The following is a 19,655-nucleotide window of genomic DNA, read 5'->3' on the forward strand; positions in this document are numbered from 1 at the left end:
TGACTCAAATCCAATGCATATAGAAGTAACTGATGTATTGCCCCCCTTAACTGAATAAAATTTTCTTCTTATCTGATTGCCATACTCCTCCTGCCCCATGTGTAAAGCCACAAGTTTTATAAAAGTTTGTATTATTTTTTGCGTATGTTACTGTTACAATCCCCAAACCAAAACGTTTAGACTCTCGCAATAATTCTTTAACTAATCTAACTCCAATTCCCTGTCCTTGATATTCAGGATGAACCATTATATCTTCCATATATCCATGTTCTAAGCCCATTCCACAAACATAACCAAAGGCAATCAGTTTATTATTTTCATTTCGAACCCCAGCCCAGAAGTTACAACGCTCAAATAATGCCGGGTAATCTTTATCTCGTCTACCCCAGCCAATAAGTTCTCTTAATTCTGGAACTTCGTTATTAAATATCGGAATGTTAATAATAGCTTGATAGTTTATTGTATTCTCCTCCTTACTGACCTAATAGAATTCTATACTAATTCTATATGATAAAGTCCTGCTCCTTCTTCAATCATCCTTCCCCATGGATATAATAAGCAATATATGTCAAGCATGCATAAAGTGAAACTTCAATCAGTGGGGGTTTTACTGCCCGTTAATGCCCGATAAAGATTAGTATTTATAAACTATTTTTAGTTTACTAATTTATAAATAGTTTATAAACATACATAGATTAATTGCTAGAAACAAATTAAGATTATGTTTATTTCCATATTACCGGTTTAAATAAACATCTAATTATATTCACATATAAGCTATGCAGAATAAAAGTAATAACTCAGCTATGTTAAATCATATTGTTGATTTTAACAATAAAAAAAGAAACTCTATAAATAGGAGTTCCTTTCAGTATGTAGATATTTAGAAATAAAAGGAGAAAGAATTTGAACAATTATTAAATATTAAGATTTTCAACAATCGGACGCTTTTCTGCAGTAACGAAAAAAGAGGTTGGGACACAACTAATTAGATAATCTGTAAAGACGAATAATCTCTAATTTAGCTTTAAAATAAAGGCTGGTTTCGCAATCTTGGTTACTTGTGGTTTTAAATATAGTCAAGTGTAAAAACTAATTTGTTCCATTGCGCTACAGACACTCCATTCCACTTCGTTTTTAAAGGTTGTTATCTGAAAAAATTTTAAAAAATAGAAAAAATTAATTATTTGGAAAAACTGAGCAGCCTGAATACACGTAGACTCCTGTGGGCTCAGCGCGAGCCCCACGGAAAGCGAAGTGTATTCAGGCTGCGGGTAATAACAACAAAATTCACTGAAATCGCCCTTTAAAAAATTTAAAAACACGAATTATTATACGTAATTAGCGTATAATAATTCGTGTTTTTCTTCAACTGGAATACTTATGTCCCAGCCTCTTTTTAATATCGTAATTTCCTTAACATTGTAAATCTGCATTTTCCTGACGCTATCCCATTTATAGTAATTAAACTTTTCTTACCCTATACCCCATCATAATTAGTTAGGCACTTTGTTGTTTGCTTTTATAAAACGGGAGGATATTATCTAATGCAAATACTTGCGCTTGGTTAAATACTAGGAATAAAGACATGGCAAGCAGCGATAATTCAAATTCATAGCCGCCAACAAAGCCATTACTTCCATTCACCATCAAAATAGCACCTAACATAATTGCTGCAAATAATACGGCAATGATTCGTGTTCCTAGTCCAATAATAATAAGCAAACCTCCGATAAGTTCTATACCAGCTACTAGATAAGCGGAAAAACCAGGTAAACCTAAACTTGTGAAGAATCCTGCTGTATTTTCTATCCCATTTTGCATCTTTGTTAAACCATGCATAAAGAAAATAATCCCTAGAACGAAACGAATAAATAGGGTTCCAATCGGTTGTAATGTAAACATATTATTCCTCCTGTTATAATGATTTTTTATATAAAAACTACATGTTGTAGTTATTTTTTAAAATAACATTTCTATTAGCTATTTTTAAACTAATCGAAAAGTTGATTGTTGAGGAGATCAACGAAACAAATTAATCAGCAGCTTACACTACGTATCGTAGTGTTATATTGCAAAAAAAAATTAAATTAAGGTAATCATAAATAATATCGAAACAATCAAAAATATATTCAGAGAAACTACAGTAGATAAAAACGGCAATTTAACAGAATAAATATTTTCAGGATCTAGGATATATTTGATCCGATAATTAACAGAGGTTTCTGCAAAAGAAACATAAGTCAATGATTGTTTTTTTTGTTGCTGATTTTTTATCATTTTAATTAAAGCGTTACTAATATCTATCGGATTGCCGCTCTTGCTCATGGCATAGTCATCAGCCAACACTTCTTGAATAATAATATATTGTTGGGAAATCCACTTTAATAAAGGGATATACCAAATGATGGATGAAAATAAGTGTGTAAGAAAACATTTTAATGGATCAAGTTTTTTTTGATGATAAGCTTCATGAAACAATACTGCTTGGATCTCCTCTTTTGATAGAAGCTTCCATAATCCGGTGGAAAGAATAATTTTCGGTTGGAAAAATCCCATGGTGATAGCAATTGGCTCATCATGTTCAATAACTAATATATGTTTTTGGCCACTCTCCAACATTTTTTTTAGTTCTAAACTGTATTCTTCATTCACAAAACGCAATAGCTTTTTATTCATTTTCCTTATTTGGATAGCTTGTTTAGCAATTAGCAAGCAAGCATGTAAAATGGTATAGCAAACTAATCCTAGAAGCATATATTCTATAAAAGGGATACCGACAACTTGAAAGAGTTTTTCGCATGCTTGAAAAAGATTAAAATTTAAAGCAGAACCGTAACTAAGAGAAAAAAGGTAACAAACCATTTGAATAAGTAAAATGAGGGAAATGGTAGTACTTGTCATAAAAAGAGCATTAGCATAATTTTTTGTCATACTATTTTTCCTTTTTCCAATCTTTTAATTTCTGTTCTAATTTTTCTACTAAACCTTGATCGACGTCTTCTAACGCATCCAACATATGATTAACAAAGAGAGGACCAAATTCATCCATTAATTCATGAGAAAGATCTTTTGACTGTTTTTCTAAAAAAACATCTTTAGAAAGAACTGGTTTGTAGAGAGCTGATCTTCCCTCAATACGTTTTTGTAATATATCTTTTTCTACTAATCGGTTCATTACGGTCATTACCGTATTAAAACTTACCACTCTATCTTTTTCTAAAACTTGCTGTACATTTTTAATGGTCATTTCTTCCCCTTCCCATAAAATGGACATAATTTTTGACTCCAATGGTCCAAAAAAACGATTTAGACCTTTTTCATTAAACTTAAACTGATTAATTTTCAAGTAGAAACACCTCGCACTACATATTGTAGTGTATAGATTTATGATAAGTCAAGAAATGAACATTTATCTACCAATAGAAATTATACTTTAATTCTGGATTTACTATTTTTATATTTATCCCACTTTTTCTTTTTTTCTCATCAGTTTATGCAAAGTACTATGCTACTGAACAAGTAATTTAAGTATAACTGATAAAAAACCAATTGTAAAAATAAACCTTTTTTTAAAAATTCTTCTTCCTGTTAAGGAAAAAAGCTACCTATACAATCAGCAACTGATACATCACAGCCCTTAACTGAATATCCTTTTCTCCTAATCTGAAAAAGATGTAAAGCCGCATAGTCCTTTTTCTAACTCGTAAATTAATTATGAAAAAAATCAGCATCCACTAAAGTCTATGCAATTTCAAAGTTTTTTGTAGAAATGCATTCTCCTAGAATTTCTTCAGAACGTCTAAAGTTATAAACATAAGCAGTATCACTGGTTGCATAATAATAATCTGCCCCAAAACCAAAAACTTCCTCTTTTTTATTCATTGTCTGACTTAGGACAGTAACTTCTGCACCCATTGTATGGGCAAATTGTACCGCAAGGTGACCTAGACCACCCATTCCCACTATCGCAACTTTCTTACCAGGACCGACATTCCAATGTTTCATAGGAGAATACGTTGTTATTCCCGCACACAATAGAGGGCTTGCCACTGCTAAATCCAATCCATCCGGTATACGGACAACAAATTTATCTTTTACAACGATTTTTTGACTATAACCACCGTAAGTTAATTTACCGTCGTAGCCTACTGAATTGAATACTACAACAACACCTTTCTTACAAAATTGCTCCTCACCTCTAAGACAGAATTCACACTCTCCACAAGAGTCAACAAAGCAACCCACACCTACTCGATCACCAACAGCGAATTTTGTTACTTCTGATCCTATAGCAGTTACAATTCCAGCTATTTCATGACCAGGAACCATTGGGAAGACACCACTACCAAAATCATTGTGTGCGTTGTGAATATCAGAGTGACAAATACCACAATATTTAATATCAATTAAGACATCATCTGGTCGTAAATCTCTCCTTTCCATTATTGTTTGTTCAAATGGTGCTTTTGCACTTGGAACACTTAGTACACGGGTTGTAATGTTTTTATGATTATTGCACATACTGGACACAATCCTTTCAGGAAATTAAGTTTTTTTAAATTATCTACATATCAATATTTAAAAAATAATAAACATTGGTATGTTAATGAACATCTGCTTATAATTATATTCTCATACCGATTTCTTACAATAGTTAATTAAGTACATATTGTTAAGTAATGAACAAATTCATAAAAATTGTTAAGTATCTTTAAGAAAGTTAGGTGAATTTACAATGCCTAAAGTAGATAGAAGAATAGCTAAAAGCCAAGAAGCCATCAAAAAGGCTGTACTTGAACTAATGTCGGAGAAGAATTTTGATGATATTACCATACAGGATATTTCTGATAGGGCAAATGTCAGCCGTGGAACCATTTATCTTCATTACTTAGATAAATATGACCTTTTAGATAAACTCATTGCAGAACATATTAACGAAATGAGAGTAATATGCGAATCAACATCTGAATTGGAGTTTATAGATGCAAATCTACCTTGGTTTGAATATTTAGAAAGCAATCATTTATTTTTTTCTACGATGTTAGCTAGTAAAGGGGCCCCATCTTTTCGGAGTCAATTCCGTGAATTTCTTGTTGACGAGTTCAAGGATGAGATAGATATAACCAAAGGAAAAAATAATGGATTAAACAAAGATATTATTCTTCAATTTATTGTTACTTCATATGTAGGCATTGTGGAATGGTGGATAACGAATGGAATGCCTTATCCACCTCAAATCATGGCGGAACAAGTTGGAATTTTGTTAGAGAGGAATCTATAATAAGTGGTAAACTTTAGTAAAGATGCACTTTGTGATGTACAAGTACGCCCACTTGAAATTAATTTAAGATAGAAATCTTTTACCATTAAAAAACCCCTACTTTCCGTATAAGGAAACTGAGGTGACCCCTAAAAGTTAGAGTTTTATATTAAGCAGCTAATTGGCTGGTATGAATCCGGTATTGAACGGGACTCATGCCTGTCAATTTTTGCTTTATACGCTTGATATTATAATATGCTATGTATGCTTCAACCTTCTTCTTTAAATCTTCAAACGAGCATAGTTCTTCGCCGTGATACATTTCTTGTTTTAATAAACCGAAAAAGTTCTCCATTGGTGAATTATCTATACAATTGCCTTTTCGTGACATACTCTGGAATATCTTGTTTTCCTTAAGTTTTTTTACCCATTTATTATGTTGATAATGCCATCCTTGGTCAGAATGAATCGTTGTTCTGTACTTAGAATCTTCTACGATTTCAAGAACTTCCCCGAGTGGGTTAAGAGCTAATTCTAGGGTTGGGCGTGTACTTATACCATATGAAAGAATTTCGCCATTAAACATATCCATGATTGGGTTCATATATAGTTTTACACCGTCTAAACACTTGAATTCTGTAATATCAGTAGTTAACTTTTGATGGCATACATTTGTGTAAAAACGGCGATTAATACGGTTCTTTGCAATAGTCCCCACAGTCCCTTTATAAGAACTATACTTACGTGATTTTCTTATGAACTTATCCTCTTTGAGGCCTAGTTTCTTCATGATACGTTGAACCTTTTTATGATTGACTTTATGTCCTCGGTTTCTCAATTCCAAGTGGATACGACGATAGCCATAATTGCCGTTGTTCTCCTCAAAGATAGATAGAATACATGCTTCTAGTTCCTGATCGGGATTCTCCTTCTGTATCATTTTTATATGAGAATGATAAGAGGATTCCGGTATACCCACTACCTGCAGTACATCCTTTAATCGGAACGTTTCTTTGAGTTCGAATGATAACGTTGCTTGTGCTTTTCGAGATAGCCGTCCGGATCCATCTGAAAAGCTCGCAACTTTTTTAAGTATTCTACTTCTAGACGAAAAAGCTCATTTTCTCTTTCCAATTGTTGTTCATACGTCAGTTCTTTTTCACCTGAGTATTTATTATTTCTGTTCTTAGCTTCATCAGACATAGGTGGCCGTCCTTTCGATCGATCCAGAGCTTCAGCACCACCATCTAAAAATGTTTTCTTCCATGCCGTTATCATAGGAGGGTTCGTTAGCCCAAATTGAAGGGCTGTTTCTATTACTGAAGACCCTGTTCTTTTCATAAAGCTTAATACATCCAGCTTGAATTGAACAGAATAAGTTTTTTTCTGTTTCTTCTTTATTATCCCTTCTGTTCCGAACTCCTCATAATTTTTCACCCAGTTAATAATCTGCTTATGTGACTTCACACCATGTTTCTTAGCTAAAAGATTATATCCAAGTTTTCCTTCTCGATATTCCTGAACTACCATAATCTTAAATTCATCACTATACTTAGCCATAAATAAACACCCCAAAAGTTAGATCTTTAACTCTAACTTTTGGGGTGCATCACAAACCAGAGGTTTTGTTGTTTAAGAATAGTTATTATTTAGAACTCAAAGCACCAACTACAGGATGTGGAACGTAAGGCTCTTCCAAATATGCAACTTCTTCAGCCGTTAACTTAACCGATAGAGCACCCACCGAATCTTCAAGATGAGCAACTTTCGTTGCACCAATAATTGGAGCTGTGACTGGTTCTTTCTGCAGCAACCAAGCAAGTGCAATTTGAGATCTTGGCACACCATATTTTTTAGCAAGTTCCGCAACTCGCTCCACAACAAGATGGTCGTAATTTTCAGTGGCACCGTATTTAGATTTTTGAGTTCCATCTGTTTCAGAACGAAGAGTGTCTTCCGACCAATCACGTGTTAATCTACCTGATGCAAGAGGACTGTATGGAATTACTCCAATTTTTTCTTCCTTACATAGCGGTAACATCTCCCGTTCCTCTTCTCGGTATATGAGGTTGAGGTGATTTTGCATCGATACAAATCTGGTCCAACCATTTTTCTCAGCCACATGTAACGCCTTTAAGAACTGCCATGAGTACATGGCTGATGCACCTATGTATCTTACCTTACCAGACTTCACTAGATCATGGAGTGCTTCCATCGTTTCTTCAATTGGTGTGTTGTAATCCCAGCGATGAATTTGGTACAGATCCACATAATCCGTTCCAAGGCGTTTAAGACTCTTATCAATTTCGCTCATAATATGTTTTCGGGATAATCCTTTGCTGTTCGGACCTTTGCTGTTTAAATCTTTTCCCAAGGGGAAATAAACCTTTGTTGCAATGACAATTTCATCTCGATTTGAAAAATCTTTAAGGGCACGTCCAAGAAATTCTTCACTCGTTCCATCTGAGTAAACGTTGGCAGTATCAAAAAAATTGATACCTAACTCAATAGCTTTTTTAATAACTGTACGACTGCTCTCTTCATCAATTACCCAAGGATGCATCCAACGTTCCTTCACTCCAAAACCCATACACCCAAGGCAAAGTCTAGATACATCTAATCCTGTGTTACCAAGTTTGGTATATTCCATTTGTAATTCCTCACTTTCGAAATATTTTAATCTTTCATTATCATTATAAAAATATACATGATTCTTACAATTGTTAAATGAGAAGAATTTGTTTAACAATGAACAAAAAAATCGAAAATGTTCATTAATTTTTAAAAATGACATTGTATATTGGAATGTTAATCGTGATAAAATGCCATAAAATTTGTATTATGGAAAACAAGAGGCATCTACAGTGAAGTCTATACCTATATAAATAATTATTATCAATAAAAAAACAGATTTCTACGGATTTTTTAAACTAACTGCCTCGTTTAAACCGAAAGGAATTGCAAACTAAAAAAGAACTGCAAATGCCAACAGTTCCATTAGAAATATTTTTTATACTTAAATAAGCATATATATAGGTAGAATAAGCATCCCATCTATTGCTACTATATAAGATGGCAATTCGGATTTCTCGTATAACGATACCATAATTTCTTGGGATTCAATAAAATTGTACTGTTCAAATTTATGATAGATTGTTAATTTCTTCATTCCCAGAACGTGAAAATGAGCGGGCATTTATAAATAAAACCGAAGCGCATACTACCGAAATTGCACTAACCCAAGTGATTACCATTATAGATAAACTACTTATTGCAATTCCTAATGCAAAGAAAACTACACTAATTTCTCCATCGCTTAGTGACATTATGGTAGACAGGAAAGGAGACATAAAGGTATTAACTATTGAATAGCTGATAAATACAAAGAACGTGATGCCTAGCGCAAAAGTAATGTTAGGTTTCTTTAAAAGCGCAAGCTGATCTCTAAGTGGTACAGGCACTTCCGCTTGTGTGGCTGGAATTGACTTTGCAACTGCAAAAATCGCGAGTAATGATAATAGACCAATTCCCCAGAAAATTACTCTCCAGTCATATGATTCCGCAACAACACGGCCAATCGGTACACCTATAACAAGGGCTAGACTAAAACCTGCAAAAACAGTAGCAATTACCCCGGCCTGACGTTCTGGTTGTGCGAGTTTAGGTGCGACACTCATAGCAGTTACTACAAACACACCTGTTCCTATAGCAAGTACAATTCGAGCTACTATTAAAAAGAAGAAACCTGAAAGTGATACTGTCAGAATACTTCCAACAACTAAAATGGAAAAAGAAAGCATGTCTGAAAAAAGTTTTGATCAAATTACGATACAAGATATTTCCCACCAGGCAAATATCGGTCGAAGAACCATTTATGATTATTACATGGATAAATTTGATTTGCTGGATAGGCTCATTGAAGAACATATTAACGAACTAAGGAAATTGTGTGAATCGGCAGCTGAATTAAGTTTTGTTGAGGGAAATCTAATTTGGTTTGAATATTTTGAACGTAATTATTCATTCTTTTCAACAATGCTAGCGAGTAAAGGAGCCTCTGCTTTTCGGAATCATTTCCTAGAATTTGTAATCGAGGAGTTGGAGGGTGAAGTAGATGTAACCGAAGGAAAAAATCAAGGATTAAGTAAAGATTTAATTCTTAAATTTTTTGGAGCTGCCATCGTAGAGATAGTAGAAGCATGGATCACCAATGGATTATCAGAGCCAACTCAAGTAGTGGCAGAACAAGTGAGAATTTTATTAGATAGGAATTTATAGTTAGAAAATAATTATTCATATACAACGAAGATTGTGGGAATATACTTAAACGAACTGGATGCTTTAGTAAAAAAATAATCATAATTAATAAGCCACAATATACAAGATTTTATGCATTACTTGATATTTTAGGCTTTTTAATTTTATTTCCTTGTTATGTTAAAGCAAACGATTATTTTAATAAAGAAAGTAAGTTTTCTTTACAGTCAAGTCAATAACCAAAAATTTCATTGCTTATTAATAAAAGTTACTTCTATTTTATTAATGAATGATTTCAGAATCATTGCACTCTGTACATTAAATAAATTTGATTTGCAATATAATCTGAACTAAAATGAAGCCCCTTCTTTATCCACCACATGATGATGCCTACCAACGAGGCTGTTTTAATATCAATCGTAACATAATCAGCAGGTAAACTCTCCTTGGTGTTCTTTCTTCTTGTTTCCACTAATTGCTTTAATAATAAAAACAATTGCTCCTCAAACTGATTAATAGTAAATAAAATAAGTAAATAATTTCGATGGATATATAAATAATCAAGCAATTGTGTTAGCTGTTGTTTTTCTGATAAATCTTTTGCATGTATTAAAGCAGCTATTTTATCAGAAAGCTCATTTAAAATTTCATTGGTGATTTGCGTTAGTAAATCTTGAATATCCTGATAATGCAAGTAAAATGTGGTCCGATTTAATCCTGCTTTGGCTGCGACTTTCTGAACTGTTAAATTTGAAATAGCAGAGTCCTCGCATAAGAGAGAAAAGACAGCATGTTTAAACATTTCTCTTGAACGAATTGTACGAGGATCTTCTTTTTTAGGCATAGACAGTTTAAACTCCTTTATAGATTTTCCCTTGACTTTCTCAACATCTTAGATGTTTTTTGTCGATTAGTGAACATTTTGAAAAAAACTGTTCATGGTCAGGAACTTATTTTCTTGTTACTATAGATTTTATCGACACAATGTTGATAATGCAAGTCTAGAATAAAGGGGTAAATGAATGAATAAGGAAATAACAGAAAGTAATAAAAAAATCTTATTAATTGTACTGATTGCTGGATGCTTTTTATCAACATTAAATCAGACTTTATTAAATGTTGCATTGAGTAATTTAATGGACGTATTTCATGTAACGGCAGCAACTGTTCAATGGTTATCAACAGGCTTTATGCTAGTAAACGGTGTTTTAGTACCGATTACGGCGTTTTTAATGAAACGTTTTACAACAAGGCAGCTATTTATTAGCTCGATGTTCTTTTTGTTCATTGGGTCTGTATTTTGTGCGTGTGCAATGAATTTTGGTATGCTGTTAACAGGAAGAATGATTCAAGCGATTGGCGCTGGAATTATTATACCTCTAATGATGACAGTTATTTTATATTTATATCCTAGCGAAAAGCGTGGAAGCGTTATGGGGAAAATTGGATTTGCAATAATTTTTGCACCAGCCATCGCTCCTACATTATCTGGTTTTATCATTGAATATGTATCATGGAGATGGCTATTTATTGGGCTAGTCCCATTTTTATTAATCGTCATTGTTCTTGCGTTCAAATATCTAATGAATGTTGCAGAAACAACAAAAACGAGATTAGATATCGCAAGTGTTATTTTATCAACGATTGGCTTTGGTTGTATTTTATTTGGATTTAGCAAGGCAGGAAGCAAAGGATGGGATAATCCCGTTGTCATTACAAACATTATTGTCGGAATAATCGTTACGACTCTATTCTGTTTACGGCAAATGAAATCTAACGACCCATTATTAAATTTATCTGTATTTAAGTATAAAATTTTCACTCTTACATCATTCATCAATATACTAATTACCATGATTATGTATGCAGATTTAATCCTTTTACCAATTTTCTTGCAAAATGGACGTGGTTTTACAGCTTTCGAAGCAGGTTTACTTTTATTGCCTGGGGCTGTAATTAATGCCTTCTTATCACCGGTCACAGGTAGAATGTATGATAAATACGGTGCTAAACCACTCTTTATTACAGGTTTACTATTTATCATTATTTCCATGTGGGGAGTAATCGATTTAACCGAATCCACAACCTATCTGTATTTAATGATTCGCACCGTTATTTTACGAATTGGATTAAGCTTTATTTCTATGCCTTTAAATACAGCAGGGTTGAATGCTTTACCAAGAGAATTGGGTTCACATGGTTCAGCAGTAAATAATACCATTCGCCAATTAGCAGGTGCCATTGGAACAGCAGTTGTCATTACATTGTATACAGTTCAAACAACTTCACATGCCTCTGAGCTATCTATGGAAAATGAAAATATTCCAACTATGCAACTAGCGAAATTAGCTTCTATCTTTGGCTCAAGTGATGCCTATCTATTAATGTTAGTCTTATCTTTTGTTACGTTAATTTTTGCATGCTTTATGCCTAAAAAAACAGCAATACAAAAAAATGTGATTAAAAAACAGTAATGTAAAAAACAAAATTGCCGAAGGGGAAGACTACTTCGCTAAATAGAGACAGCAATCTATTGTACGACATTTACTCCGAAGACTCGAAAGTTTATATGTTACAAGAACCTGATTCATTGATCCACTCTTCTACAATGGATCAATGAATCAGGCGCACTCCCATGAATGAGCTGCGCCTTTTTAAGTGTTGCCTCTTTCCTAAATTACAGAAGTTTATTTTCATAGTAGTTTAAGCGTACACACTCAAAAACTTTAATATTTCATTCTTAATCTAATGGGAATTTAAGTGCCTTTAATAAGTATTCTTGGTCAAATTCTTGAAATGACCCAGATACGATACAATTCCTTTTATCCATTCAGTTATTACATATTCCTAACTATCTCTTCTGAAGTCATTTTTGTTGCTATGTTATTCATAGCATAGTTTAATGCTGCTTCTTGCCACTCTTCACTAATTGTTGCAGTTCCGTCAGTTGCAATTACAACATTATATCCATAATCTGCACCATCTCTGCAAGTATGCTCTACTGCCATATTAGTCCATACACCTGTAACTATAATAGTTTCAATACCTAATCCTCTTAATAATGTATCTAATTGGGGACCATTAAATGCACTCATACGAGATTTTTCAATTACAAAATCCCCTTCCTTAGGCTCTACTCCATCAACTGGTGCAGCTCCCCAAGTTCCTTTAACAATGCTTTCTGTTTCAGCTATAGCTCTAAATATTGAAGCTCTATTACCAATTCCCTTTGCTCCCTTTTCTACAACAAAATGATTATGGAAAACAGGGATTCCTACCCCTCTTGCCTTTTCTGAAATTGCTTTGATATTTTCAACCACATTTTGCTTTTTGGCATGCTCTACAGCTCCTGATTTTTCAAACTTGCCGCCTATTGTCAAATTATCATTCTGTAGATCAATAATTAATAACGCTGTTTTATTCGTATCAAATTTCATTTTCTAATCTCCCCCTTTTGTTCAGTGTTCTTAAACCTATTTCATTATTTATAAAATATGGCATCTTCCTTTGTTATTGATTTTATATGCTTAGTTGAAAACTATATTGGTTATAGAATCAAAAAGAGTTAATATCAAATATAGATAATTATAAATAAAAATCCCTAATATAGATATTACATTACAGTATGGAACTTAAAATAGATGAGGAAAATCATACATATTAAGCAGGAAGCTTTGCATTATTTAAATAAGTAAATAAAAACAAGGAAATATAAGCAGATGGTTCCCTAACAACCAAACCCAACACAGCAAAGAGGGCCTTGTCTTATTATTAGGCTGTTTTCTAAAAGATTGTTGTTTTTCGGATAGTTCCCATGAGCAACTCCATGGTTAAAACAGGTGGATTGGAGTGAAAGGTGCGAGACTCCTATGGGATTAGCGGGATAGGTGATAAGCCGAGGAGGCTCACCTGTCCCACCCCACGAAAAGCGAGCATCCTGAAACGGAAATCCACCTACTCCTTTAAAAGCAACAAAGTGTACGAAAACAGCCTATTATTAAATTCTGACAGTTTCTTTAGAGAAAATTTAGAAGAGAAGAGATTCATCTTTGATAAAACAGTCAGAGCAATCTTCCCCGCTAACAAAAAGAGTTATTTAGCGGAGAATTTGTATTGAATGATTAGTGTTCTATCTTCGCTTTATATACTATTCAATATCATTCCTTCTTATTTTTGCTGTATTTAATCCCGTTTCTTTACTTATTGGACATGAAACGATACATCTCCCATGCCCTCATATGCCGTTATGACATGATCTCCTTTTTTTAACAAGACAGCCTCCGTTATTCCTCCTGTCAAAATAACAGAACCCTTTTTAATCTTCCCTTTTTCTTCCTCATATAACATGTTGGCTAACATCGCAACCGAATTTGCCGGATTTCCTAGAACAGCTGAACTTTTCCCACTCGCTCTTAACTCCCCATTTATGGTCATAGATACCCCAATCAAATCGAATGCAAAATCATAAGGATGGAATAACTGATTCCCCCAAATGACCCTGGATGCAGAAGTATTATCAGCAATCACATCAGGTAGTTGAAACCGAAAATTCTCATATCGGCTATCAATAATTTCAAGTGCAGGAAGAACCCATTGTGTTTTTTCTAAAACTTGCTCACCAGTCAAACCTGGTCCTTCAATATCTTCTCCAAGGATAAAGGCAATCTCAGCCTCTACTTTTGGATGAATGAAATCTTCCATTACGATTTGATCCTTATCTTGGGCATTCATATAATCAAAAATATACCCGTAAATAGGCACATTAATATTCATTTGCTTCATCTTTGCCTGACTGGTAATCCCCATCTTGTAGGCAGTCACCTTGTGGCCTGACTCAATTTTTAACTTTACCAGCTCTTTTTGTACCTTGTATCCCATTGATAGAGTAAAATCTGCATGCTGTTTAGAAATACAAAAAACAGCTTGTTTCTGTTTCTCAGCTTTAATTAAGTATTCGGCAAGGCCTCTATAGTCGAGCATTTATTCCCCCCTATTCCGGCATCTCACTTTTTAGCGTATCCCCCACGGCAAAATGGTTTTTGGGCACCTCGTTCACAATAACACGAATACTTGTTAAAGGAGCCCCGAGTGACTCGTGAACAGTATGTGCAACATTACGTATACACTTTTCAATCGTGTCTTGGTTTCTTCCTTCAAGCATTGTAATCTGAATAATTGGCATATTTTTTTCTCCCTCTGTACAATCCTCAAAAAGAAAGCATTACCTCTAAAATTGAAGTAATGCCTAAATAAATCATGTTTTTTTATAAAATTAATTTATAGTTGTTGTATTTTCTGTCTTTCTGCCTTTGAAAATCAATTGGTCTAGCGCGTAAAATTTAGAACCAGTGATGGCAATAGCTGCTGCCATCGCTACAAATGCCAAATCTAATTCATATCCAGCCATTTGCCCATTCCCTAAAAAGCCTACAGCTAATTTCACTTTTACGATGGCTCCGACCATTAGTAAGATAAATAAGACAGAAATCAATCTAGTAAATAACCCAAGTACTACTGCAAGTCCACCCACAACTTCTATTAATGCAACCCCATAAGCAAGAAATCCTGGCAACCCAATACTTCCAAACCATCCAACTGTATTTTCAATCCCCCCCTGAAACTTTACTACTCCGTGAATAAAGAAACTAACTCCTAATATTACCCGTAAAATTAAAGTACTTAATTCGTATTTATTTTCCATTTTTCTTACCCCCATGTTTAAAATTAATATAATCAACTTCATTAATGATCATCTATTTTGACTCTCCAAATTGCCATACACTGTGACTAAGATTGCCATATCGATAACTGCAATGCAGCAATTTTCCAATCTTTTCTTGATCTGCTGCACCCATCGCATAAAAAAGTGGAATAAAGTGTTCATTTCCATATGAAGGTACTGCATATTCAGCATTTGGAGCTAATGTATCGTATTTAAATAAGGATTCCAAATTCCAATTACTTATATGTTGTTCTAACCACTTATCGAAATCAAATGCCCATTGATCAACAGTTCCATTATCACTGCCCATCCTTAAAGCTCTAAGATTATGAACGGTTCCTCCGCTCGCAATAATTAAAATATCTTTTTCTCTTAATGATGATAAAGATTTCCCAATTTCATATTGCTCCTCAGGTGTAAGTTGAGGGTTTACAGACATGGAAATCACTGGAATATCTCCCTTAGGATAGAGCATTCTAAGAACTATCCAAGCTCCATGATCCAAGCCGCGTGTTGTATCCATTTCAAAAGGTACTCCCTGTTTGGCAAACAACTCTATAACTTCCTTTGTAATAGCGCTGTTTCCTTTAGCCGGATATTTAATCCGATATAAAGCCTCAGGAAATCCGCCAAAATCATAGATGGTCTCAAACTCATCTACATCACTCACTTTTTGGGCAGAGGACTCCCAGTGTGCTGAAAACAATACAATGGCTTTAGGTTTCGGCATTTCATTACCTAACGAATGTAAAAACTGAGTGTATTCATTATTTTCAATAGATAGTAGTGGTGCTCCGTGAGCAATAAATAAAGCCGGAAGCATGCATATCCATCCCTTCTCTTTTTATTCTTTTAAATCAGCAAGAATCCATTTCTTAAAATCTTGACGGTTCTTTAATGAAACGGTATGTCCTTCTGGATAAGCTTCAAAGATTACTTTTGCACCTAATCCTTGAAAAAACACTTTACTTTCTACTCCCCACTCATAAGGAAGAACATTGTCAAATTCACCGTGAGAAATAAACAAAGAAAGCTGATCAACGGTTTTTATCATGTATTCTTCTTTAACGAATCCAGGAATATATCCACTGAGAGCGACAATCCCTTTCATTCGACTTCCTAATGTTAACCCAAGAGTCATAGATGCAATGGCTCCCTGGCTGAATCCAAGTAAATATAAATGGTCGAGATCTAGTGGGTATTGTTCAGCTGTATAATCAATAAAGCTAGTTAACTGATTGATTGCATGATCAAATACTTCCCTGTGCGGTTTACCATAACCTTGAATGGAAAAATAAGCAAAGCCTGGTGGTTGGGATAAAGGACCGCGAACACTAAAAATGTAAAACGTTTCTTCTAACCCTTCGACTAGTGACAGCATATTTTGTTCATTACTTCCCATTCCATGCAGGACAAATATAGCTGGATAGGTTTTATTGGGCTCAATCTGAGATGGTTTACAAAGTTCATAAATCATGGGTGAATTCAAAATACATCATCCCTTCTTAATAGTTTTCCTCAAAGAAATTAATAATAGCTTTATTTATCCATACAGAAAAAATATTCTTATTAGAAAACTAAAGATCAAAAAAAGAACTTACCTCAAAAAAGTTTTCTTATATGAATAAGAGTTATTTATAAGATAACCATAAATCTATAGATTGTCAATTTTTTTTTTGCTAATATATAAATATGTTTCTTAAAAGAAAACCATAGAGGTGATTAAATTGGATATTGGTACAAAAATTCGCGCCATAAGAAATAGAAAAAAAATCACGATTGCCCAAATGTGTGAAGGAACAGGTCTTTCCAAAGGATTTATAAGCAATATGGAAAACAACAATACTTCACCTTCTATTAATACACTCAGTACAATTGCAGAGTTTCTTGGAGTTCCTCTACCTTACTTACTGTTAGAAAAAAAGCAGCATATGCGTGTTGTTCGAAAAGAAGCAAGAAGAATTTCTTCTTTTAATAACTTAAAGATTGAGCACTTGGCCTCAAAGGGCGGACTAAGAAACATGATAGTCGAAATTCCCCCGGGTGCCGCTATTGAAGAACCACATTCACATGAAGGAGAAGAGTGCCATTTAGTAGTAGAAGGTAAAATTCTGGCTGAACAAGGCGAAGATTCCTTTATTGTAGAAGAAGGTGATTCTTTTAGCTGGAATGCAAGTGTTCCACACTACGTAAAAAATATTGGAGAGGACAAAGCGGTAATCTTTATTTCCATTTACTCGGATACCGAATTGAAGGATTTATTATAAAGGTTTGTTACAGCATACTCCTCAGTGATTAAATATGCTACCTTTTTTGCTGGCAAAACCTGTTGTCTTTCACTATCTATAAAGGCGCCTTGATTTATTTTATCAGGATGCCTTTTGCTTCCGATCAAACATAAAAGCAAAAAAAAAATTACATCCATATACGGAAATTAATGCAGCGCTATCTTTTTATTCTAAACATTTGCCATCACTTGCAATAACATTTTTATATCAGTTAATAGAATCTCTAACTTACTTTCAAAAAGCCATCCCTATCCCCATTAAACAGAGTTCATTTTTACCTTGTGGTTCTGCTAAGATCATATTGTTGTTAAAGATTTTTCTAATTATATTTTAGATTTCACTTCCATAACGACTGAGCAATTAAAAAACTAGACCAGCAGTAATATTGCAAATGTTCAGCAATCTCATCAACTTAGTTTTTGCCCAGAAAGGTCACAATCCTGTGTTGATTATGTATTAAATTGGATATAGATTCGTTTAAAAGCTCCATCAAATTAATTTTAAATTTTGCAAGAAATACACATCTTTTATTCTCCAAAGCATTTCAGCATTAATTTAGAGTCGCAAAACTAAGAATATACCGCTATAAATCAAATATTATATTAATAAAGCTAATTTGACATAATACATAATTTTTATTATAAATTAATAAGAATTTTTATTTTAAAGGTGGGCTGTAATATGTTCGTAAATCTAAAAATGCATAATTTCATTTGCACGATTCTTACATACTTAATAATGACTGCAATTATTTCTTTTACTCTTACGTTTCTTAATGTTCAACCTTTTAGGGTATCGGCTTGGTACAAGTCATGGCTAATAGCATTCATACTTGTATATACCACTTCTTTTTTCTTGCCAAAAATAGTTAAAAAATTTATTTCAAAAATTATTAAGGTAGAAGAGATGCAGTAAATTAAATTCAAGCTGATCATGTAAACATTCTAATTATGCACTTACTCGTAATTAGAGTGTTTTTATTTGCGTTTATACGGAAGACTCTCCTTATCATAAAAAAGCAAGTTATCCTAAAAATAATCCCCTTTCCAAACCTGCTCTGTTAAATTGGATAGGTTGCACTTAGTTGGGGAGATAAATAGAAGAAAAACTTAAGGAGATTATATTGTTAAGTAAACGTTCCAACCCTTGATTTCTCCTGTTTCTAACTCTATTCTGCCACATTTATCTATCTAAATTCTTCTGTATCCTTATAAGATACCCTCAAAAGCGAAATCTCTCTATTTGATATTAGTGTGCCTCATGATTATAATCTATTAACGTAATAAAATTATTTTATTGAATACTAAGCTTAAAGGATGGGCTATTATGAGTGAAGTTGGTACATTAAAAAAAGGCATTGATATATTGTGGTTAATTATTGAAAAAGGAAGCCTATCAGTTCTTGAAATAATGGAGATTCTTCCATACAACAGAAGCACTACTTATCGTTTAGTAAGTACTTTAGAACAAAATCATTTGATCCAAAAGACTACTGATAATACTTATAAAATGTCCAACCAATTGGTTGAAAAATTATTAAGCCATGATAACAATCTTAACTTTGATTTTGATTCAAGTATTGTTCGAGCTGCTGATGAATTTAAAGAATTAACAGGAGAAACAATCTTTATAGGTGTACTAAACGGTACAAACGTACTTGCTACCCATGTCATTCTTGGGAGATATCCAACAAGAACACATTTTGAAAAAGGCGATAAACATTTAGTCTATCAAAGTGCAGTAGGAAAGTGCATATTAGCTTTTCAACCTGCCAAAATTCAAGATGTTTTTAAGAATAAAGTTAAATCGGATTTACCAGCTGATTCAAAATCATTCTTTAAAGAATTAGAGCAAATCAAAGAAGGCGGGTTTGCTGTAGATAACGAAAAAGCGGAAATAGGCGTTCGATGTGTTGCTGCTCCAATATGGAGAGACGGACGGGTTATTGCAGGAATAGCAATATCAGGCCCTTCTGTTCGTGTATCTAAAGAAATGGATGAAAAAAACGGCGAGTTGGTAAAACTGTTTTCTCAAAAGATAACAGACAGCTTAGAAAATTGGAGGCTATGAGGATGATGCTTTACAATTGGAACATTTGAATTTGTCCTTACAGTTTCTTTTATCT

Annotated in this window: 22 protein-coding genes and 1 pseudogene; 6 read left to right on the forward strand and 17 right to left on the reverse strand. The window is 33.7% G+C overall.

Features of this window, described 5'->3' with window-relative positions; all coding sequences use genetic code 11:
- Positions 1–46 precede the first annotated feature (46 nt).
- From CWS01_RS11975 to CWS01_RS11995, 5 genes and pseudogenes are all read right to left on the reverse strand, one after another.
- On the reverse strand, positions 47–460 hold the full coding sequence (locus CWS01_RS11975) for a GNAT family N-acetyltransferase (RefSeq protein WP_101177437.1): 414 nt from the start codon (positions 458–460) through the stop codon (positions 47–49).
- 1,040 nt (positions 461–1,500) lie between these two features.
- Positions 1,501–1,905 carry a DoxX family protein gene (locus CWS01_RS11980; RefSeq protein WP_101177438.1) on the reverse strand — a complete coding sequence of 135 codons (405 nt, stop codon included), beginning with the start codon at positions 1,903–1,905 and terminating at the stop codon, positions 1,501–1,503.
- Positions 1,906–2,085: 180 nt separating this feature from the next.
- Entirely contained in the window at positions 2,086–2,934 is an 849-nt protein-coding gene (locus CWS01_RS11985; RefSeq protein WP_101177439.1) for a M56 family metallopeptidase, read from the reverse strand.
- Between the two features lies 1 nt (position 2,935).
- A complete protein-coding gene (locus CWS01_RS11990) occupies positions 2,936–3,349 on the reverse strand; it encodes a BlaI/MecI/CopY family transcriptional regulator (protein WP_101177440.1) in 414 nt (137 codons plus the stop codon).
- A 470-nt stretch (positions 3,350–3,819) separates the two neighbouring features.
- Positions 3,820–4,524: pseudogene (locus CWS01_RS11995) on the reverse strand (NAD(P)-dependent alcohol dehydrogenase); the annotation flags it as partial.
- Between the two features lie 214 nt (positions 4,525–4,738).
- On the opposite strand from CWS01_RS11995, the gene CWS01_RS12000 reads away from it, so the two are divergent.
- The gene (locus tag CWS01_RS12000; protein WP_101177441.1) at positions 4,739–5,284 is read left to right on the forward strand and encodes a TetR/AcrR family transcriptional regulator; all 546 of its coding nucleotides are present in this window, start codon (positions 4,739–4,741) and stop codon (positions 5,282–5,284) included.
- A gap of 148 nt (positions 5,285–5,432) precedes the next feature.
- On the opposite strand, the gene CWS01_RS12005 is transcribed toward CWS01_RS12000, so the two are convergent.
- The 4 genes from CWS01_RS12005 to CWS01_RS12020 form a co-directional block, all read right to left on the reverse strand.
- Positions 5,433–6,359 (reverse strand): IS3 family transposase, encoded by a 927-nt coding sequence (locus CWS01_RS12005; protein ID WP_157827644.1) that lies wholly within the window; start codon positions 6,357–6,359, stop codon positions 5,433–5,435.
- Positions 6,260–6,823, reverse strand: a complete 564-nt coding sequence (locus CWS01_RS12010) for a helix-turn-helix domain-containing protein (RefSeq protein WP_101177443.1) — start codon at positions 6,821–6,823, stop codon at positions 6,260–6,262. Before CWS01_RS12010 ends, CWS01_RS12005 begins: the two co-directional genes overlap by 100 nt.
- 85 nt (positions 6,824–6,908) lie before the next feature.
- Positions 6,909–7,913: an aldo/keto reductase gene (locus CWS01_RS12015; RefSeq protein ID WP_101177444.1), complete on the reverse strand. Its 1,005-nt coding sequence runs from the start codon at positions 7,911–7,913 to the stop codon at positions 6,909–6,911.
- 493 nt (positions 7,914–8,406) lie between these two features.
- Positions 8,407–9,063, reverse strand: coding sequence for an MFS transporter (locus CWS01_RS12020; RefSeq protein WP_101177445.1), 657 nt, complete (start codon positions 9,061–9,063; stop codon positions 8,407–8,409).
- Between CWS01_RS12020 and CWS01_RS12025 the strand changes: the two genes are divergently transcribed.
- Positions 9,062–9,541, forward strand: a complete 480-nt coding sequence (locus CWS01_RS12025) for a TetR/AcrR family transcriptional regulator (RefSeq protein ID WP_235852040.1) — start codon at positions 9,062–9,064, stop codon at positions 9,539–9,541. The genes CWS01_RS12020 and CWS01_RS12025 overlap by 2 nt on opposite strands.
- Before the next feature lie 280 nt (positions 9,542–9,821).
- Here the strand turns inward: CWS01_RS12025 and CWS01_RS12030 are convergent, their stop codons facing one another.
- A complete protein-coding gene (locus tag CWS01_RS12030; RefSeq protein WP_101177447.1) occupies positions 9,822–10,370 on the reverse strand; it encodes a TetR/AcrR family transcriptional regulator in 549 nt (182 codons plus the stop codon).
- A 172-nt stretch (positions 10,371–10,542) separates the two neighbouring features.
- Between CWS01_RS12030 and CWS01_RS12035 the strand changes: the two genes are divergently transcribed.
- Positions 10,543–11,994 carry a DHA2 family efflux MFS transporter permease subunit gene (locus CWS01_RS12035; protein ID WP_101177448.1) on the forward strand — a complete coding sequence of 484 codons (1,452 nt, stop codon included), beginning with the start codon at positions 10,543–10,545 and terminating at the stop codon, positions 11,992–11,994.
- Positions 11,995–12,357: 363 nt separating this feature from the next.
- Here CWS01_RS12035 and CWS01_RS12040 read toward each other — a convergent pair whose 3' ends face one another.
- The 6 genes from CWS01_RS12040 to CWS01_RS12065 all read right to left on the reverse strand — a co-directional run bounded on the left by CWS01_RS12040 (position 12,358) and on the right by CWS01_RS12065 (position 16,731).
- Positions 12,358–12,957 carry a cysteine hydrolase gene (locus tag CWS01_RS12040; protein ID WP_101177449.1) on the reverse strand — a complete coding sequence of 200 codons (600 nt, stop codon included), beginning with the start codon at positions 12,955–12,957 and terminating at the stop codon, positions 12,358–12,360.
- Positions 12,958–13,720: 763 nt separating this feature from the next.
- Positions 13,721–14,500, reverse strand: coding sequence for a 2-keto-4-pentenoate hydratase (locus CWS01_RS12045; protein ID WP_101177450.1), 780 nt, complete (start codon positions 14,498–14,500; stop codon positions 13,721–13,723).
- A 10-nt stretch (positions 14,501–14,510) separates the two neighbouring features.
- Positions 14,511–14,702 carry a 2-hydroxymuconate tautomerase gene (locus tag CWS01_RS12050; protein WP_101177451.1) on the reverse strand — a complete coding sequence of 64 codons (192 nt, stop codon included), beginning with the start codon at positions 14,700–14,702 and terminating at the stop codon, positions 14,511–14,513.
- A 90-nt stretch (positions 14,703–14,792) separates the two neighbouring features.
- Positions 14,793–15,221, reverse strand: a complete 429-nt coding sequence (locus CWS01_RS12055) for a DoxX family protein (RefSeq protein WP_101177452.1) — start codon at positions 15,219–15,221, stop codon at positions 14,793–14,795.
- Positions 15,222–15,273: 52 nt separating this feature from the next.
- Positions 15,274–16,065: a dioxygenase family protein gene (locus CWS01_RS12060; RefSeq protein WP_101177453.1), complete on the reverse strand. Its 792-nt coding sequence runs from the start codon at positions 16,063–16,065 to the stop codon at positions 15,274–15,276.
- A 21-nt stretch (positions 16,066–16,086) separates the two neighbouring features.
- Complete coding sequence (locus tag CWS01_RS12065) at positions 16,087–16,731, reverse strand: alpha/beta hydrolase (RefSeq protein WP_101177454.1); 645 nt, start codon at positions 16,729–16,731, stop codon at positions 16,087–16,089.
- Between the two features lie 238 nt (positions 16,732–16,969).
- Between CWS01_RS12065 and CWS01_RS12070 the strand changes: the two genes are divergently transcribed.
- Positions 16,970–17,509 carry a helix-turn-helix domain-containing protein gene (locus CWS01_RS12070; RefSeq protein ID WP_101177455.1) on the forward strand — a complete coding sequence of 180 codons (540 nt, stop codon included), beginning with the start codon at positions 16,970–16,972 and terminating at the stop codon, positions 17,507–17,509.
- Positions 17,510–17,764: 255 nt separating this feature from the next.
- Here the strand turns inward: CWS01_RS12070 and CWS01_RS23180 are convergent, their stop codons facing one another.
- A complete protein-coding gene (locus tag CWS01_RS23180; protein WP_328588910.1) occupies positions 17,765–17,857 on the reverse strand; it encodes a CAT RNA binding domain-containing protein in 93 nt (30 codons plus the stop codon).
- Between the two features lie 411 nt (positions 17,858–18,268).
- Between CWS01_RS23180 and CWS01_RS23475 the strand changes: the two genes are divergently transcribed.
- Complete coding sequence (locus CWS01_RS23475) at positions 18,269–18,445, forward strand: DUF2798 domain-containing protein (protein ID WP_407938566.1); 177 nt, start codon at positions 18,269–18,271, stop codon at positions 18,443–18,445.
- A gap of 411 nt (positions 18,446–18,856) precedes the next feature.
- Entirely contained in the window at positions 18,857–19,600 is a 744-nt protein-coding gene (locus CWS01_RS12080) for an IclR family transcriptional regulator (RefSeq protein ID WP_101177457.1), read from the forward strand.
- Positions 19,601–19,655: the final 55 nt, after the last annotated feature.

Source organism: Niallia nealsonii, assembly GCF_002835805.1.
Classification (GTDB): domain Bacteria; phylum Bacillota; class Bacilli; order Bacillales; family Cytobacillaceae; genus Niallia; species Niallia nealsonii.